Consider the following 17137-nt stretch of genomic DNA (forward strand, 5'->3'; position numbering starts at 1 on the left):
CGATATGTCCCCGTTCCGTGCGTTCCGCTGGGGCGAGCAGGTCAGTGCGGCAACGGTTTTCGCGGATCCGGCGGCGCTGTGGAACTGGGCCGAGCTCGCGGTACCGCACGGGCGGGGACCCGGCGTCCGGGATCTCATCGGCTAGGGGATCCCACTGCCTTTCTTGCTTCACACCGATCGAATGGAAGAGGTTCCATGAACACCACTGTGGTACAGCCTGTTTCGACATCCGAGCGTTCGTCGCTGATCCGCCTGTCCCTGGTCCGCGGCATCCTGGCCCTCGGGTGGGCTCTCGCCTTCGCCGCAGCCCACGACCCCCTGCACGCCGTCGCGCTCACCCTGCTGATCGTCTACCCCCTCATCGACGCGGTGTCCTCCGCCATCGACTGGCTCGCGGTGCCCGAGGGCTCCGAACGCCGCGTGACCGCTCTCAACGGCGCGCTGAGCACCCTGGCCGCCATCGCCCTGGGCATCGCCGGAGCCGCCGGCGGCGTGGCCGCCGTCCTGGCCGTATTCGGTGTCTGGGCAACGATATCCGGCGCGGCTCAATTGGCAGTCGGCCTCTACCGTCGCGGCCCCACCCTGGGCAAACAATGGCCCACCCTGATCTCCGGCGGCCTGTCCTTCCTGGTCGGCGCCGTCTACGTCGCCCAGGCCACCGGCCCCTCCCCATCGCTGGATGTCCTGTCCGTCTATGCCACCGGCGGCGGCGTCTTCTTCCTCGCCCAGGCCGCACTGCTGGTGTGGAAGTCGCGATCCCAGCGAACGACCGGACAGGTGTAAGGCGTAGGTCACACCATGGCCGCGCTTCGCCGAAAGCTGGTATGTCGGGAAGTGCGGGAACTGCCGAGGCCGGAGCCGGGTCCCGGCGAGGTCGTCGCGGTGGGCGATTGCGGCCGATACGACGCTGACGCTCATGCCAGCGGGGGAGTGCATCCTGTACGCCGTAGGTGGAGGAACGGGAACAGAAGGTGGCACAGTTTGATTCGGATCAGGCTGCTGGGGGCGGTGGAGGTGATCTCCGGCGATGGGGTGACTGCCGGGGTGCGCGGGGCGCGGCTGTCGGCTCTGCTAGCCATGCTGGCGCTCGAGGCCGGGAATGTGGTCCCGGTATCGAGACTGATCGATGCGGTGTGGGGTGAGCAGATCCCTGTTTCACCCGAGAATTCGCTGCAAACCCTGGTGAAACGACTGCGGGCGATCACCGGGCGGGATGCCGTGGTGCGGGTGGAACCGGGATATCTGCTGGCGGTCGAACCCGAAGCGGTGGACGCGATTCGGTTCGCGCGATTGCTCGACGCCGGGCGCGGTGCGCTGTCGGAGGGCAGGCCGGACGATGCCGTGGTGGCCTTGGACCGGGCGCTGGGACTGTGCCGCGGACCGGCGCTCAGCGAGGTCGTCGAGACCGCGGCGCTGCGCGCTGCGGCCGAGGTGCTCGCCGAGCAGCGGCTGACGGCGATCGAGTTGCACGCCGATGCCTTCCTCGCGCTGGGACGGGCCGCGGAGGTCGTGCGGGGGCTGGCCGCCGAGTCGGCCGCGCACCCGTTCCGCGAGTCGCTGGCGGCTCGCCTGGTGACGGCGCTGGGCGCGGCCGGGCGCACATCCGATGCGCTGCAGGCGTTCCGCCGCATCGAGCGGTTGCTGCGCACCGAACGCGGCGTCGAACCGTCGGCGGTGCTGTGCCGCGCGGTCGCGGAACTCGATCTGCCACCCGAACCGCATCGCGTCGCCCGCGACGTGCCGGCGTCGCCTCGACGGCTCACCAGCTTTGTCGGACGCGTCACGGAGGTCCCCGAGATCGCTGGGATGCTCGAGCGGCACCGGCTGGTGACGCTGGTCGGCCCCGGCGGAATCGGCAAGACCAGGCTGGCCACCGAACTGGTACTCGTACATCCCGAACAGTGGCCGGACGGAGTCGCTTTCGCCGGACTGTCGGCGGTCACGCCGGAACGCTCGGGCGCCAGAGTCCGGAATGCGGTTGCGGCAGCGGTTCTCGCCGCCGTCACACCGGGCGTGATCACCGATGTGCCCGGCCAGGACTGGATCGATCTGCTGGTCCGGACGCTGGGGCAACGGCGGATGCTGCTCATTCTGGACAATTGCGAGCACGTGATCGCCGCGGCGGCCGACCTGGTGGTGAGTCTGCTGGACCGGCTTCCGGAGCTGACTGTCCTCGTGACCAGTCGTCAACTGCTGGCGGTGGATTGTGAACAGTTGTACCCGGTGCGGCCCATGCCGATACCCGCGGCGGACGTGAGGGTCGAGGAGGCCGCCGCCAACACCGCCGTCCGACTGTTCTTGGATCGTGCTGTCGCGGTCCGGCCGGATTTCCACCTGTCCGAGGACAATTGCCATGCGGTCGCGGCTGTCGTGCGCAGCCTCGACGGGGTGCCGCTGGCGCTCGAGCTCGCAGCCGCCCGCCTGCACGGCCTGTCACCACAGGCGCTCGCCGACGGGCTCGACGATCGTTTCGGCCTGCTGGCCAACGGATCCCGCCGGGCGATATCCCGGCATCGTTCGCTGCGGGCGATGGTCGCATGGAGCTGGGAACTGCTGCCCGCCGCGGAGGCCGAGCTGGCGCGCCGCCTCTCGGTTTTCGCCGGCGGCGCGACCCTGGACGCCGTCACGGGCGTGTGCGGGACCGACATGGACGACGCGGAGACCCTCACCGATCGGCTCGCCGCACTGGTCGCGATGTCACTGGTGGAATTCGACGGTGAACGCTATCGGATGCTCGACACGATCCGCGCCTACGCCACCGCGGAGCTGGCCCGCGTGGGTGAGACCGAACGATGGGAACATGCGCACGCGGCATGGTTCGTCGAGTTCACCGCCGTCGGCGCGCGGGAACTGGGTGGGCCCGCCCAGCACGAATGGCTGCACCGATTCGCCGCCGAACACGGCAACTGCGAGGCAGCGCTGGCCTGGTCGGTGCGGCATCGGGCAGCGGAATTCGCGTTGCGGCTGTTCGGCGACCGGGTCTGGTATTGGTTGCTGCGCGGACAGCGAACTCAATTGTCGGCCTGGCAATCCGAGGTACTCGCTGTTGCCGGTGACCAGATACCGCCTGGCTGCACAGGATCGTTTCTGATGAGCCGATACGCCGCACACTTTCCGGAACCGACGATGGGTATCAAGGTGGAGTCGTTCTCCGATGCCTCCGCCGAATTCGAACAACTGATCCGGGTGGCGATGACCGAACCGCGCGGCGTGCATTACCTGTTCGTCCTGGTGCTGGCATTGCGGGAGCGCCACCGTGGCGATCGGAGTCTGCTGGACCGCTGCGCGGCGGCCGACGACGGCAGGTTACGCGGCCATGCGCTGGCGTTGCGGGCGTTCGACGACATCGACGCCAACCCCATCACGCACACCTTCGCCGATCTCGAACAGGCCGTGGATTGCCTGAGCGAGTCCGGCGACCCGCGCACACTGGGCCTGGCATTGTTCCTGTTCGCGTATCTGCGCGTGACCTGGCATGGAATTGCTTGCGCCGCACCCTTGGTGGCCCGGGCCGCAGGTCTGCTGAACGCCGAACTCGGCGCCGACGTCCGGTTGCGGACCTTGACCTACGTCGCGAACCTGCATCTCGCCGGCGGTGATATCGCCGGAGCCGCCGGATATCTGGCGTCCGCCGAGCGCATCGATACCACGGAGCAGACCGCCTTCACGGCGACCGCCCGGCGCCTGGCCTTCGGTTACCTGGCATGGCGGGAAGGACGAACGGATCGCGCACTCGAACTCTTCGATCAGGAATTCGCAGCCACACAGCCGATTACCGACCATCGCAGCCTCGCGCGCATGTTCGAACCGATCCACTGGCGTGTCACCTACGTGTATGTGCTGCTCGACGCGGGCCGGATGGAGTCGGCCGTGCACCATTTGCGGATCGCTCGCGACTATGCGGTCTCCACGTCCCCGCTGATGCTCTTGGACGTGGCGTTCGGTCACGCGTTGGCGGCTGTCGTGTCAGGTCAGGCGGATCGGGCCGCGCGGATCATCGGCATCCTGCGCCGGGAGCATGTGCGCGTGGGCCGCACCGTACTCGGACCGGAGGGCGAGCGTGTGGTGACCCTGACCCGGAACGCGCTCGGCGACACGGCATTCGAGATGCTCGCGGGCGAAGGCGACGCCACCGCGCTGGAGGCGCTGCTCGTCGAGGTCGAACATGCCGCGCTCGCCGTCGAAGTCGCTACGAGATGAGCCCCCGGTTGCCCCGGCCCCAGGTCGCGGTCATCACGACCGCGCGGATCCGCCAGTCGCCCGCCGCGCGGGTCAGGTCGAAGCGATAGGTTCCACCCAATGTCCATGTCGGCGCGCCGAATCGATCGGCGAGGATGTGCGTGGCCTGGAAATAGGCGGTGCAGACGGCGGTGTCGCCGTCCACGGTCACCAGGTGGTTGGTGATCACGTGCTGGGTCGCGTCGAACTTGCCCAGCACCTGCGACCACGCGGCGCCGATCTGCGTGGGTGTCAGCGTCACTGGCTCGCCGCCGTTGAGGCTGGTGTAGTCCAGGACGGCCTCCTGGGTGAAGACCTCGCCCAGCCGGTCCCAGTCCCGGTGATCGGCGAGCCAGGCCATGAGGGAGCAGGTTCCGATGATGTCGAGCCGATCCTGCATCGTAGTCATGATGTCGAGTTCTCCTGTCGTGGTGAATGATTCGTCTCGGTACCCAGGAGCGTGGACCGCACGCCCGGCTGTGGGACGAGATGGCGGTCGAGCCAGCGCAGGGCGTGGCCGACGGCCTCGGAGACGTAGGGGTCCTGGTCGTAGAGTTCGATGTGGTTGCTGGTCTCGATCCAGACCAGCTCCTTCTCCCCGCGGGCGGCATCGTGGACCTGGCGGGCATATTCCGGCAGCAGCGCGGTATCCCCGGTGCCGTGGATGATCTGCAGCGGGGTGGGTGCGACCAGCGGCGCGTGCCCGATCGAGTTGTAGATGAAGTACGGTTCGAGCGAATCCGCGGTCAGCATGCGCGGCCAATGGGGTGCTTCGGTCCTGCTGGTGCGGTCGTAGTAGCCGTACGCCTCCGGATTCGGCATGACTGCCACGGGAATCTGCTCGGTCAGCTCCTCGGCAATGGTCGGTATGTAAGCGATTTCACCGGTCTCGTACTGGTGCTGGACCAGATCGTTGACCCGCCGGAAGTAGGCCGCGAAGCCTTCGATGCCGAGGCCCTGCTGAAAGGTGCCCCCGATGTCGTACCCGCCGGCGATGCTCACCACGGCCTTCAGCCGCTTGTCCCGGGCCCCGACGGAGACGGCATAGCCGCCGCCCATGCAGACACCCACGGCCGCAATCCGTTCCGGATCGACATCCGGTCGCGTGAGCAGATAGCTGATGGCGTTCGCATAGTCGGCGATGACCAGATTGGGGTCGTAGCGATGGCGTGGTTCCCCTTCGCTCTCACCGAAATTGCGGGGATCGAAGGTCAGCACCGTGTATCCGGCGTCGCTGAACCGCTCGGCGTAGTGCGGCAGCGTCTGTTCCTTGACGCTGCTGATCGGCCCGCACATCACCACACCCGGCGTGCGCTCGCCGGGTGCGGCGGCCGGCGGCCGGTACAGGTGACCGGCCAGGGTCGCGGTCCCACTGGCGAATCGGACCGGTTCACGCCGGGCAGGATCGGCGTGCAGGAGTCGCTCTGCCATGGTCATCGAGGTTCCTTTCGTGATCGGTCGTGGTCAGGCGTGCGCGGCGACGACGCGCGGGTTCGCCGCGACGGTGCCGGGGCACGGCGCCGGGCAGGGCGGGGCGTCGGTGAGGGTGTTCAGTGCGCCCCGGTGCCGGGCGCTGCTGAGGACGGCGACGAGTTCGAGGGCGAGCACGATCACGCCGTAGCCGAAGGCCGTGGCGGACAGGTCGAATCGGCTCAGGCAGAGTCCGGCGAGGACGGCGGGCAGGCTGAACGCGAGGTACGCGGCCACATAGGTCGCCGTGATCACCTCGGCTCGACGATCGGCCTCGGTCAGCCCGGTGAGCATCCGCAGGATGCCGGTGAAGGTCGGTCCGGTGCCGAGTCCGGCGATACTGCTGCCGACGAGGAACAGCCACACGTTGTGCGAGGCGACGCCGGCCAAGGCGATCACGACACCCGTGACCAGGAAGGCCGGGCCTCGTCCCAGCGCCCGGTCGATGGTCCAGTTGCGGGTCGCGACGGCCGCGGTGAGCGACGCGCCCTGCAGCGCGACGATCACGAGCCCCCCGGCCAGCGGGCTGGTCAGATGGAACTGCGCGCGCATGAGCGCCCCACCGAGCGACAGATACAGACCGCCCAGCGCCCAGGTGGCGATGATGGACGGCAGCAGCGTCCGGAAGACCGACCGAACCGATTGCGGTACCGAGACTTTCGGAATCAGCGAGTCCAGTGCACGACCGTCCGGCGCGGCCGTCTCGGGCATCATCGTGACGCCCACGATGAGCACCAGATAGGCAGCCGCCAGTAGCCAGAACACCAGGTGGGTGGGTGCCGGAGCGAAGGTCACCAGCAGTCCGCAGGCCATCGCGCCCGAGGCCGATCCCGCTCCGGCGGCCACACTGGACATCAGGACACCCAGTCGTGAACCCGGCGGTTGCAGGTCGATCAGTGCCGCGCTGATCGCTCCGGTGGACAGCCCGGCCGCGATGCCCTGGACCCCGCGCGCCACGAAAAGCCATGCCACCGACTGCGCCTCGGCGAAGATCAGCGTCCCGGCCAGCGCCGTCACCGCGGCGGCGAACAGCACCGGCCGGCGTCCGATGTGGTCGGACAGCGATCCGGCGACCAGCAGAGTGGCCAGCAGGGCAAGGACATTGATCGCGTACACGCCCGTCGATACCAGCGAGGAGTAATGCCACTGCTGCTGATAGACGGGATACAGCGGCGACGGCGCCGAGGAAGCGAACAGCATCAGGGCCAGTGCGGCCACCAGTAGCCAGAACGCCGCCATGCGCGGAAGTCGATAGCTCGCGGCACGGGCGGCTCTCCCGGGGCCGGACCGGATCATATTGTCCACCATGGCCTCGAGACTGCTCGCGGCCACTGATACCGGACTGTCGCCGCGCGCCAGTCCCGTGTCCGCGGGGCCGGTGAGTGTGGTCGACATGACGAATACCGACAGGGCCAGCCAACTCGGAGTGTCCGTTCTTCCGTACCGAGATGATCTCGAGATCGCTCCGGGACGGCTCTACATCGGTGGCCAGTGGGTCGATTCGGATTCCGATGCGCGCTGGCAGCACTTCAGCCCCGCGACCAACGAGGAGGTCACCACCATTGCCGACGCCTCGGCCGCCGATGTCGACCGGGCCGTCAGCGCGGCGCGGCGAGCCTTCGACGAGGGCCCGTGGCCGCGGCTGCGGGCCAAGGAGCGCAAGGCGATTCTCGAACCCCTGGTGCGATTGCTGCGCGAGGCTTCACCACGGATGAGCAGGATCCAGACGCTCGAGAACGGTATGCCGATCTCCTTCACCACCCAGTACCGGCTCTCGGCCGGGGTCGCCGCGGATGTGTTCGATCACCACCTCGGCTGGATCGACAAGCTCGGCGGGGAGACCTATCCGCAGTACACCGAGCGGAGTGACCTGCAGTACCTGAGTTTCCGCGAACCGGTCGGCGTTGTCGGGGCCATCGTGCCCTGGAATGCGCCGGTGCTGCAGCTTGCCAACAAGGTCGCGCCCGCGCTGGCCGCCGGCTGCACGGTGGTGCTCAAACCTTCCGAATACGCGAGCCTCAGCAGCCTCGCGATCACCGAACTGATCGACCAATTGGATTTGCCGCCTGGCGTTTTCAATCTCGTCACCGGCGTCGGGACCAAGTCCGGCGAGGCGCTGATCACCCATCCCGGCGTCGACAAGGTCAGCTTCACCGGCAGTCGCGGGGTCGGCGGACGCATCCTCGAGGCCAGCGGGCGGGACATCAAACGCGTCACCCTGGAACTCGGCGGCAAGAGCCCCAGCCTGGTCTTCCCCGACGCGGACGTCCGCGAGGCCGGGAAGACGGTGATGCGCATGATCGCGCTGGGCATGTCCGGACAGCAGTGCACCGCGCAGACCCGGGCCCTCGTGCACGTCGACTGCTATGACGAATTCCTCGACGGCGCACGGGAGATCGCGGCATCGGTGCGGTACGGCGACCCATTCGACCCCGCCACGAACGCATCACCGCTGATCAACAAACAGCAGCTGGTGAAGGTGCTGGACTACGTCGAGTCCGGCACCGCGGACGGCGCGCACCTGCTGCTCGGCGGGGATCGGCCGGGCGATGCGCTGAGTACCGGCAACTACCTGAACCCGACCATCTTCACCCAGGTCGACAATCGCATGCGGCTGGCACAGGAGGAGATCTTCGGGCCGGTGCTGGCCGTCATCCCGTTCACCGACGAGGACGAGGCGGTCCGCATCGCCAACGACACCGAATACGGCCTGGCCGCAGGCATTTACACCGCCGACATCGGGCGCGCCTTCCGGCTGGCCCGCCGCATCCGCGCCGGAGCGGTGGGCATCAACGGCTACACCTTCATGCCCAATGCCCCGATCGGCGGGTACAAGACCTCGGGGTTGGGTCGGGAGGGCGGGCGCACCGCGCTGGAGGCCTACACCGAGCAGAAGACCGTCATGATCGAGACGGGCGCTTGATCACTCGACCACCGCTCGGCCGCACCGAGATGACCGCGCTCGTCGTCGACTATCTCGAACTGCTGTGGAACCGGGGCCGTGCCGATCTGGCCTATCGCTTCGTCGCCGACGATCTGATCGAGCACGGTCCGAGCCTGCCCGACGGCCGCCGGGCATTGATCGAGCTGATCCGCGGTGTGCGGCAGCGGTTTCCGCACGCCCGGTTCGAACTGCGCCGTATCGCCGCCACCGGGGATCTGGTGTTCGCGCACAGCCTCTTCACCACCGGACCGGGGGATCGCGGCACGGTGGTCATGGATGTCTTCCGCATCCAGGGTGACCTGATCGTCGAGCACTGGCAGGTACGCGAACGGGTGCCTGCTGTTGTCGTCGGCGGCCACCCCGTCGTGTGAATTCCGTTCGACAGCGGCGACGGATTCCAGTGATCATGGGCGGGAGGTCATGTGGAGGTGTCCTGTCGTGCAGGTGAGGGTTCTGGGCCCGGTCTCGGTGATCGCGGCCGACGGGCACGAGTTCGCGATCATCGGGCCACGGTTGCGAACCTTGTTGGCACTGCTCGCGCTTCGCGCCGGGACGGCGGTTCCGGCCGGGCTGCTGATCGACGGGATCTGGGACGGGGATCCGCCGGCGCGAGTCGAGAATGCGTTACAGGCCCTGGTGAGCCGATTGCGTGCGGCAGTCGGCTCACCTCGCGTGGTGAAGGACGGAGCGGGCTATCTACTGGCGGTCGAACCGGACGCGGTCGACGCGTGCCGGTTCGACCGGCTGCTCGGTGAGGCTCGGCGACTGGGATCGGCCGGGCGGCACGAGCCCGCCGTCCGCGCGGTGGATCTGGCTCTGGCACAGTGGCGTTCGGACGCGCTCGGAGGTGTGGTCGACTCGGCCGACATGTGCTCGACGGTCACCGAGCTGACCGAGCGGCGACTGGCGGCGATCGAGCTGCGCGCCGATCTCCTGCTCATGCTGGGCCGGGCCGGCGAGGCCCTGGCCGAACTCGCGCAACACTGCACGGCGCACCCCTTCCGGGAAACCCTGGCCGCCCGGCGCATCACCGCACTCGCGGCCGCGGGCCGGAAATCGGAAGCCTTCGACGTCTACCGGCACACGGCCGAATCGGTGCGCCGTGAACTCGGCGCCGAACCCGGCCCGGCGTTGCAGGCGGCACTGACCTCGATCGACGCGGCTGCGACTGCGGAATCGGACCTCCCGCATTATCCGACCCCGGCCGGACCGAGGCCGGTAGCACGGGACTCGACACGGACACAACAGGATTCGGTGCGATCGGTGCCGGAATCCGCAGTCGGATCGCAGGCATCATCAGCGGGAGCACCCCTCGTGCGGGGGCGGGGCGTGCCGCGACGCTGGACCAGCTTCGTCGACCGGGAACGCGATCTCGATCAGCTCACCCGGATGCTGCGCGACTCCGCGCTGGTGACACTGACCGGCACGGGCGGCGTCGGCAAGACCAGGCTGGCGACGGAACTCGCCGCGGTCCAGTCGGATTGGCTCGACGGCTGCGTTTTCGCCGACCTCGCGGGCGTCGCACCCCAGCGCGCGGACGACGCGTCGACGCCGACCGCGGTTCCGGCCGTCCTGCTGTCCGCCCTGGGCCTCGGCGGATCCATCGACGACGCCGACTGGCGCGTGGTGCTGCACCGATCCATGGGGCACGGCCGAATGCTGGTGATCCTGGACAATTGTGAGCACGTGATCGACGCGGCCGCCGAGTTGGCCGCGTACCTGCTGTGCCACTTCCCCCAGCTGACCGTGTTGGCCACCAGCCGCGAGCCGCTCGGCATCGACGGCGAAAAGTTATACCCGGTAAGGGCTTTGGCGGTACCGAAGCCCGGAGCGTCGGTGGAGATCGCCGCCGAATCCGCCGCCGTCCAGCTATTCGTGGACCGCGCCCGCGCGGTGCGACCGGACTTCCGGCTGACCGACTCCGACTGCGCCGATATCGTTACCGTCGTGTGCTGTCTCGACGGGCTGCCGCTGGCGATCGAACTCGCCGCCGCCCGCCTGCACGCCCTGCCGGTACGTCATCTGGCCGACCGGCTGTCCCACCGATTCAGTCTCTTGGACTCGGCCAGTCGCAACGTATCAGCCCGGCATCGCACGCTGCATGCCGTGGTGTCCTGGAGCTGGAACCTGCTCAGCGGTGGAGAGGTCGAATTGGCGCGCAGGCTGGCCGTCTTCGCGGATGGCGCCGCACTCGACGCCGTCCTCGCGGTATGCGGCGGCGAGGACACCGCGGATACCCTCACTGCGCTGGTCGCCAAGTCCATCGTCGAGTTCGACGGCGCGCGATACCGGATGGTGGAAACGATTCGCGCCTACGCCGCATCGGAATTGGACGCGGCCGGCGAGAGCGGGCGACTGGCGAACGCCCACGCCGACCATTTCCTCGCTCTCGTGCGGGACGCGGCACCGCGGTTGCTCGATGCGCGGCAGCAGGAGGCGACGCGCCTGCTCACCATCGAACACGCCAACTGCCAGGCCGCCCTGGAATGGGCGGTGCGCACCGGGGACGGCGAGCGTGCGGTCGGTCTGTACGGCGGCCTGATCTGGCATTGGCTGCTGTGCGGGCTCCGCGGCGATGCCCTGGCCTGGCAACCGCGTGTGCTGGCGCTGTTCAGTGCGGGTCCGCCGCCGGACCGCGCCGCGGATTTTCTCGCCGTCCGCTACGCCCACCAGCTGCCCGCGTACCACGAGCCGTTGTGGCGGGGCCAAATACCCGATCGCTCGGGCGAATTCGATGAACTCGTGCGGACCGCCATGGGCGAGTCCCGGCCGCCGCATCCGATCTTCGTGCTGCTGCTGGCACTTCGCGACCGGCACCGTGGTGCCGGCGAGCTGTTGAACCAGTGCCTGGCCGCCGACGACACCTGGTTGCGCGGCAATGCGCTGGTACTACGGGCACTGGACGAAATCGGTGGTGACACAGAGTCGTTCGAGCGCTGCGTGGCCGACCTCGAAGCGGCCATCCGCATTCTGGAGCGTCTGGGCGAGCCGCGAGGGGTGAGTCGGGCGCTGCTGCACCTGGCCCACCACAGGATCGAATCGTCGGGACTCGCCGCGGGTGCTCCCCTCATCGCCCGGGCCGCCGAACTGCTGACCCCGGGTCTGGGGGCCGAGGAGGCCGTGGGCGTGCTGCGCCGCGCCGCGCAGTTGCATCTGCGGGAGAACGACGTGGACGGCGGCGCCTCCTACCTCGCGTCCGCCCGGAGGTGGGGGAATACCCAGGTGCCCGAGGGAACGGCGCAGTGGCTGGGCGTCGCCGAGGCCGATCTGGCGCTGCGGCAAGGCGAACCGGGCACGGCGATCGAGCTGTACGGACGATTGTTCGGCGACGACGGTCCGCTGCGGGCCGATCGCAGTCCCGCCCCGGCATTGGCCATCGACGAGATTCTGGGACGCACACACTACGCGATCGCACTGGTCGGAACGGGCCGAATCGGCACCGCGACAAGGCAACTCGAGATCGCTCGCGACATCGCCGGCACCGCCGCACCGCGATTGCTCCCCGCCGTCGCCGTCGGCTGTGCGCTGGCCGCCCTCGCCATCGGCGCACCCGAACCAGCCGCGCGCCTGCTGGGAGCCATCGACCAAGTGGACGGTCGCATCACGAACGGCAATCCAGGTCCCGACGTACGGCAGGCGGTCACCCTCGCCCGGAAAGCCCTGGGGCAGCACCGATTCGCCTCTGCCCTGAACGAAGGCCGACACACCCCCTGCGACCAGATCGATGTCCTGTTCGAGCACGCCCTGTACCAGCGCGCTGTCAGCTGACGCCAGCGTCGCGTCAGCGCCGCGCGGAACCGTTGCGAGCATGGCGAACACCACCTCCCCATCCGACACGAGCAGGTGGAAGTAATGGCATCTCCCATCGCTTCCACTCACGAATCCACCGGCGCCGGAACTCCGATCCGCAATTGGCTGTCCGTAGCAGCAGTATCCACCGCCACCTTCGCGATGGTCACCGTGGAGGCCATGCCGGTCGGCCTGCTCACCCCCATCGGTCACACCTTCGACGTCTCTCCCGGCGCGGTCGCATTGACGATCACGCTGCCCGGACTCATGGCTGCGGCGGCCGCGTCCACCCTGCCCGTCGCGATCGGAGGATCGGACCGGCGTACGGTCCTGCTCGGGCTGATCGGGCTCATGCTGGCCGCGACAGCGGTCTCGGCGCTGGCGCCGGACTTCGCGATCCTGCTCGCCGCACGTGCCGTCGCCGGCATCGCCATCGGCGGCTTCTGGGCACTGGCCGCCTCGTGCGCGGTCAGATTGGTTCCCGCGCACCACATTCCACGAGCGATATCGCTCGCATTCGGCGGTGCGACAGCGGCCAACGTGCTGGGAGTGCCTGCCGCGACGCTGATCGGCAATCTGAGCGGCTGGCGCGTCGCCTTCGCCGCACTGGCCGGATTCGGCGCGGTGGTCGCCCTCGCGCTGCGGCTGCTGCTACCGCCCCTGCCCGCCACCGAGGTGGTCCGCCCCCGCGCCCTGGCGCGGCAGTTGCGCACACCGGCCGTCCGCGCCGGAGTCATCGCCACCTTCCTTCTCGTGGGCGGGCATTGGGCGGCATTCACCTTCGTCCGGCCCATGCTGCAGGACATCTCCGGTCTGGGCGCCGCGGCAATCGGGCCCGCGCAGCTGGCCTTCGGCCTGGCGGGCGTGGCCGGAACCTTCGCGGGCGGCGCCGCCGCCGGCCGCGACCCGCGGCGCGCCCTGGTCGTCGCCGCCGCGCTGCTGGCGGCGACACTCGCGCTCTTCCCACTCATCGCGACCACACCCGTCATCGGCATCATGGCACTGCTGGTGTGGGGCACGGCATTCGGCGCGATTCCGGTCGGCGTGCAGACCTGGATCCTGCAGGCCGCCCCCGATCATCCCGAGGCCGCGACCGCGCTCAATACCGCCATGTACAACCTGGCCGTCGCCGTCGGCGCGCTCACCGGCGGCGTGATCGTCAGCTTCACATCGGTGACCGGCGTCCTCGTCACCGGCGCGCTGCTCGGCGTGACCGCCATCGCCGCGGTCGTACTCGGCGGTCGGCAACTGGCACGGCGTGCCGGTGCCCTATCAGCGGCGTCCGTCGCAGTCGAAGAATGAGAATTGTGATCGTCGGAGTCACCGCATAGCCAGGTACGGCGGGGTGGTCGACAGCGCCACCCCCCACCGGCGACGCGGGCCCCGGATGCCGCGGCCATGGACGCTGACGGTTCGCTGTGGGGCACGATCACACCGGTCGCCGTCCTCCCGCTCGAACAGGGGTCTCACCACGCCGACCAACGTCGGCGACACATCTGAAATGTGCGATCGACGGTCCGGTGCGCCGCTGTGACATAGCGCTCGCCGATATGCGAATAGCGGTTTTGACTTTTACCGAGTCTTTAACTAGGTTCCCTGTTGCACCTCGATAGGCGAGGCTCCTGCACGAACACAGGCCACTGATCTGACGACGTCGAGAGACGCCCAAGGTTAGGACAGATTTCTCCGGATCAAGGGGTAATCCAAAGTGGCTTTCCGATTCGGAACACGTCGTGCAGTGCCAAAACTCTGACGAGAGGGGTGTGCGTCCGCCTCGAGAGTTCCGGGCGACCTCCCCCCGTGCGTTGACGAATCGCGTTCTACCAGTGAGGAGGTCGGGTAGCAAGATGGCACCCGATGATGACCCGGGATCTCCGGGCCGGCCCCTCCGCCTCGGTCCGGGCCGCTAGCCAGCACACCAACACCGCGTCGATATCTCGACGCACGTAATTCTCCGATATCACGATGCCGCCCGCGCGGCACCGGACTATTCGCATGCACATTTTACGAATGAATTCGGAGATTCGCATATATGTCCGACCCGTCGGCGCCACCGTGCCGGACGGTATTCGATGCTGCCCGGAAACCGATGCGGGCAGCGATATCCCGAGGGGAAACATCCCGATGAGAATTCGCTTGCTCGCCTTCGCCACCGCGGCGATCACCACCGCCGGACTGGTCGCCCCGGCCGCCGTTTCGGCCGCGGCACCCGGATCGGACGTCCGGCTCGCCGACGCCGTGACAGTTCAGGCCGTGTCCGGCGACGCCCGGATCGTGGACCGATCGGTGGTGCTGCGCACCGACCTCGGCACGCTCCGAACCACTACCGACCAGCTGCAGATCCTCGACCCGCAGGGCGTGGTGGTGGGGGTTATCCCGCTGACCATCACGAAGCAGGACACGACGTACCCGATCGACGCCCGCATCGACGGCGACAGCGCCACCCTCACCCCGCGCCCGGATCGGGCCCGACCGGTCGGCACCGAGGAACGACGCATCGCCGCGGAGCTGTACGCCGCCGCGGAGGCGCAAGCCGAAGGCCCTGCGGCACAGCAGATCGCCGATCCCGACAGCTTCGAGGATCGGATGAATGCCGTCTTCCAGAATGTCAACAATGAGCTCACCGTGGCCCTGGCGGTGGGCACGCTGCTGGGTGCCGTCATCGGCGCGCCGCTGGGCTGCGTCCTGCTGGGCGCGGGCCAGGGTCTCGCGGTCGGCGCATTGACGTTGGGCACGTTGGCGATTCCCGGCGCCGTCACCGGCTGTCTGGAGGGCGCGGTGGCCGGGGCCGGGATAGGCGTCGTGGTTTTCAACCTGCTCGTCGGCGCACCGGCGGTGCTGGCCTCGGCCGTGCACGCCTTCAACGTCATGACCGCACCGCCCGCGGTCGCCGCCGAATCGACCAACTGAGTTGCGACGACGCCGCTCGGAGCGAGGTGAACAGCAATGACTCTTGAATTGGCAATTCCGGACCGGCCCAAGACGACTCCCGAGGTGCCGCGGGCACGCGGGCGGCTCCGAGCGGTGGACTACCTGATCATCGGCGCGGGTGTGCTGCTGATCCTGCTGGTGCTGCGGCTGTTTCGGGACATGTCGGTGCCCTGGACGCCGGATACCGGAACCGAGACCGTATCAACCGATCCCGCGAACCTACCCTATTACGCGGCCCGCACCACGCTACGTATGTTCATCGGCCTGGCGGCGTCCATCCTCTTCACACTGATCGTCGGCCAGTGGGCGGCGCGCTCGCGCCGGGCCGAGAAGGTGTTCATCCCGGCGCTCGACGTGCTGCAGTCGGTGCCGGTGCTGGCCCTGGTCTCGATCACGGTCACCGCGTTCGTGGGCCTGTTCCACGGCTCGTATCTGGGCGCGGAGGCGGCGTGCATCTTCGCCATCTTCACCGCGCAGGCCTGGAACATGACCTTCGCCTATTACCAGGCGTTGCGCAATATGCCCCGGGAGCTGGATGATTCGGCCCGCATGATGCGGCTCACCCGCTGGCAGCGGCTGTGGCAGCTGGAGGTGCCGACGGCCATGGTGCCGATGATCTGGAACGGCATGATGAGCTTCGGCGGCGCGTGGTTCATGCTCGCGGCCTCGGAGGTCATCACGGTATCCGGCCGGGACGAGGCGCTGCCCGGCATGGGTAGTTTCATCGCGGCGGCCACCTCCGAGGCCGAGGTCGGCAACCTCGTGGTGGGTGCGCTGGTCATGGTGCTCACCATCGTCTTGGTGAACGTGGTGTTCTGGCGGCCGCTCACGGCGTGGTCGGAGCGATTCCGGGTGGAGCACACCGAAAGTGCACAGGCCCCACGGAGTCTCGTGCTCGACCTGCTGCGGCGCAGCACGGTCCCGGGTCGGCTGGCTCGGGTGCTACGGCCGGTCGGCGAGCGGGTCGATCGCCTCATGCGCGTCTTCGGGCGCAGCACCCGTTCCGCCTACGACGAGCGCGCGGGCAGCCGCATCGGCGATGTGCTCTTCTTCGGACTGCTCTTCGCCGCGCTCGCCTGGAGCACCTGGGCACTCGCCTCCTACTTCGAAAGAACCGTGGGACTGGCCGAATTCGGGCCGACCTCGCTCATGGGGCTGGCCAGCCTCGGCCGCGTGATAGTGCTGCTGGTGGTCTCCACCATCGTGTGGGTGCCGGTCGGCGTGTGGATCGGGATGAATCCGCGCATCTGCCGGTTCGCTCAGCCGGTGGTGCAGGTACTGGCCAGTTTCCCGGCCCAGTTCTTGTTCATCTTCGTCATCGCGGCGCTCACCTACACCGGCATCTCACTGAATATCGGCGGCATCGCGCTGATGGCACTGGGTGCGCAGTGGTACGTGCTGTTCAATGTGATCGCGGCGGCCGGGCAGATCCCGACGGACCTGCGCGAGGCCATGGACGATCTCGGCGTGCACGGCGTGCAGCGCTGGAAGTCGTTGATACTGCCCGCGATCGCCCCCGGATATGTGGTCGGCGCGATCACCGCGTTCGGCGGCGCGTGGAACGCCACCCTGGTCGGCGAGGTCGTGGAGGCCGGGAACACCCATATGGAGGCCTACGGCCTGGGCGCGTACATCACCAATGCCACCACCGACGACGTCTTCGCCAAGGTGCTGCTCGGCACCGTGGTGATGAGCGTGGTCACGGTGGCCATCAACCGCCTGTTGTGGCGACGCCTGCAGCGCACCGCCGAACGGCGATTCTCGCTGAGCTGAAACATTTTTCGA

The 17137-nt window shown here is 68.4% G+C and carries 12 protein-coding genes and 1 riboswitch; of the genes, 9 read left to right on the forward strand and 3 right to left on the reverse strand.

The annotated features are described in order from the left end of the window. Nucleotides 1-4: 4 nt before the first annotated feature. From ACIRRA_RS03665 to ACIRRA_RS03675, 3 genes are all read left to right on the forward strand, one after another. Complete coding sequence (locus ACIRRA_RS03665) at nucleotides 5-145, forward strand: hypothetical protein (protein WP_402762606.1); 141 nt, start codon at nucleotides 5-7, stop codon at nucleotides 143-145. A 50-nt stretch (nucleotides 146-195) separates the two neighbouring features. Beyond that, the gene (locus ACIRRA_RS03670; RefSeq protein WP_402762609.1) at nucleotides 196-783 is read left to right on the forward strand and encodes a DUF308 domain-containing protein; all 588 of its coding nucleotides are present in this window, start codon (nucleotides 196-198) and stop codon (nucleotides 781-783) included. A 198-nt stretch (nucleotides 784-981) separates the two neighbouring features. After that, on the forward strand, nucleotides 982-4200 hold the full coding sequence (locus ACIRRA_RS03675; RefSeq protein ID WP_402762612.1) for a BTAD domain-containing putative transcriptional regulator: 3219 nt from the start codon (nucleotides 982-984) through the stop codon (nucleotides 4198-4200). On the opposite strand, the gene ACIRRA_RS03680 is transcribed toward ACIRRA_RS03675, so the two are convergent. The 3 genes from ACIRRA_RS03680 to ACIRRA_RS03690 are packed head-to-tail and all read right to left on the reverse strand — an operon-like array spanning nucleotide 4190 to nucleotide 7083. Next, nucleotides 4190-4627, reverse strand: coding sequence for a nuclear transport factor 2 family protein (locus ACIRRA_RS03680; protein WP_402762614.1), 438 nt, complete (start codon nucleotides 4625-4627; stop codon nucleotides 4190-4192). The two genes, ACIRRA_RS03675 and ACIRRA_RS03680, sit on opposite strands and share 11 nt — an antisense overlap. After that, entirely contained in the window at nucleotides 4624-5655 is a 1032-nt protein-coding gene (locus tag ACIRRA_RS03685) for an alpha/beta hydrolase (RefSeq protein WP_402762617.1), read from the reverse strand. The genes ACIRRA_RS03680 and ACIRRA_RS03685 overlap by 4 nt, the downstream gene beginning before the upstream one ends. A 27-nt stretch (nucleotides 5656-5682) precedes the next feature. Beyond that, a complete protein-coding gene (locus tag ACIRRA_RS03690; protein ID WP_402762620.1) occupies nucleotides 5683-7083 on the reverse strand; it encodes an MFS transporter in 1401 nt (466 codons plus the stop codon). Here ACIRRA_RS03690 and ACIRRA_RS03695 point away from each other — a divergent pair. The 6 genes from ACIRRA_RS03695 (at nucleotide 7082) to ACIRRA_RS03720 (ending at nucleotide 17125) form a co-directional block, all read left to right on the forward strand. After that, complete coding sequence (locus ACIRRA_RS03695; RefSeq protein WP_402762623.1) at nucleotides 7082-8611, forward strand: aldehyde dehydrogenase family protein; 1530 nt, start codon at nucleotides 7082-7084, stop codon at nucleotides 8609-8611. The genes ACIRRA_RS03690 and ACIRRA_RS03695 overlap by 2 nt on opposite strands. Beyond that, entirely contained in the window at nucleotides 8608-9003 is a 396-nt protein-coding gene (locus ACIRRA_RS03700; RefSeq protein WP_402762626.1) for a nuclear transport factor 2 family protein, read from the forward strand. Before ACIRRA_RS03695 ends, ACIRRA_RS03700 begins: the two co-directional genes overlap by 4 nt. A 67-nt stretch (nucleotides 9004-9070) precedes the next feature. Then, nucleotides 9071-12400, forward strand: coding sequence for an AfsR/SARP family transcriptional regulator (locus ACIRRA_RS03705; protein WP_402762629.1), 3330 nt, complete (start codon nucleotides 9071-9073; stop codon nucleotides 12398-12400). A gap of 84 nt (nucleotides 12401-12484) precedes the next feature. After that, nucleotides 12485-13723 carry an MFS transporter gene (locus tag ACIRRA_RS03710; RefSeq protein ID WP_402762631.1) on the forward strand — a complete coding sequence of 413 codons (1239 nt, stop codon included), beginning with the start codon at nucleotides 12485-12487 and terminating at the stop codon, nucleotides 13721-13723. A gap of 296 nt (nucleotides 13724-14019) precedes the next feature. Continuing rightward, a riboswitch (M-box (ykoK) riboswitch) is annotated at nucleotides 14020-14189 on the forward strand. A 356-nt stretch (nucleotides 14190-14545) separates the two neighbouring features. Next, complete coding sequence (locus tag ACIRRA_RS03715) at nucleotides 14546-15331, forward strand: hypothetical protein (RefSeq protein ID WP_402762634.1); 786 nt, start codon at nucleotides 14546-14548, stop codon at nucleotides 15329-15331. Between the two features lie 36 nt (nucleotides 15332-15367). Then, nucleotides 15368-17125 (forward strand): ABC transporter permease, encoded by a 1758-nt coding sequence (locus tag ACIRRA_RS03720; protein WP_402762637.1) that lies wholly within the window; start codon nucleotides 15368-15370, stop codon nucleotides 17123-17125. The last annotated feature ends 12 nt before the right edge of the window (nucleotides 17126-17137 follow it).

This window comes from Nocardia sp. NPDC101769, assembly GCF_044766925.1.
Classification (GTDB): Bacteria; Actinomycetota; Actinomycetes; order Mycobacteriales; family Mycobacteriaceae; genus Nocardia.

Bases quoted from the DNA above. Each gene is read 5' to 3' on its own strand.
- ACIRRA_RS03665 (WP_402762606.1), top strand. From the start codon at position 5: ATGTCCCCGTTCCGTGCGTTCCGCTGGGGCGAGCAGGTCAGTGCGGCA.
- ACIRRA_RS03670 (WP_402762609.1), top strand. From the start codon at position 196: ATGAACACCACTGTGGTACAGCCTGTTTCGACATCCGAGCGTTCGTCG.
- ACIRRA_RS03680 (WP_402762614.1), bottom strand. From the start codon at position 4,627: ATGACTACGATGCAGGATCGGCTCGACATCATCGGAACCTGCTCCCTC.
- ACIRRA_RS03685 (WP_402762617.1), bottom strand. From the start codon at position 5,655: ATGACCATGGCAGAGCGACTCCTGCACGCCGATCCTGCCCGGCGTGAA.
- ACIRRA_RS03695 (WP_402762623.1), top strand. From the start codon at position 7,082: ATGACGAATACCGACAGGGCCAGCCAACTCGGAGTGTCCGTTCTTCCG.
- ACIRRA_RS03690 (WP_402762620.1), bottom strand. From the start codon at position 7,083: ATGTCGACCACACTCACCGGCCCCGCGGACACGGGACTGGCGCGCGGC.
- ACIRRA_RS03710 (WP_402762631.1), top strand. From the start codon at position 12,485: ATGGCATCTCCCATCGCTTCCACTCACGAATCCACCGGCGCCGGAACT.
- ACIRRA_RS03715 (WP_402762634.1), top strand. From the start codon at position 14,546: ATGAGAATTCGCTTGCTCGCCTTCGCCACCGCGGCGATCACCACCGCC.
- ACIRRA_RS03720 (WP_402762637.1), top strand. From the start codon at position 15,368: ATGACTCTTGAATTGGCAATTCCGGACCGGCCCAAGACGACTCCCGAG.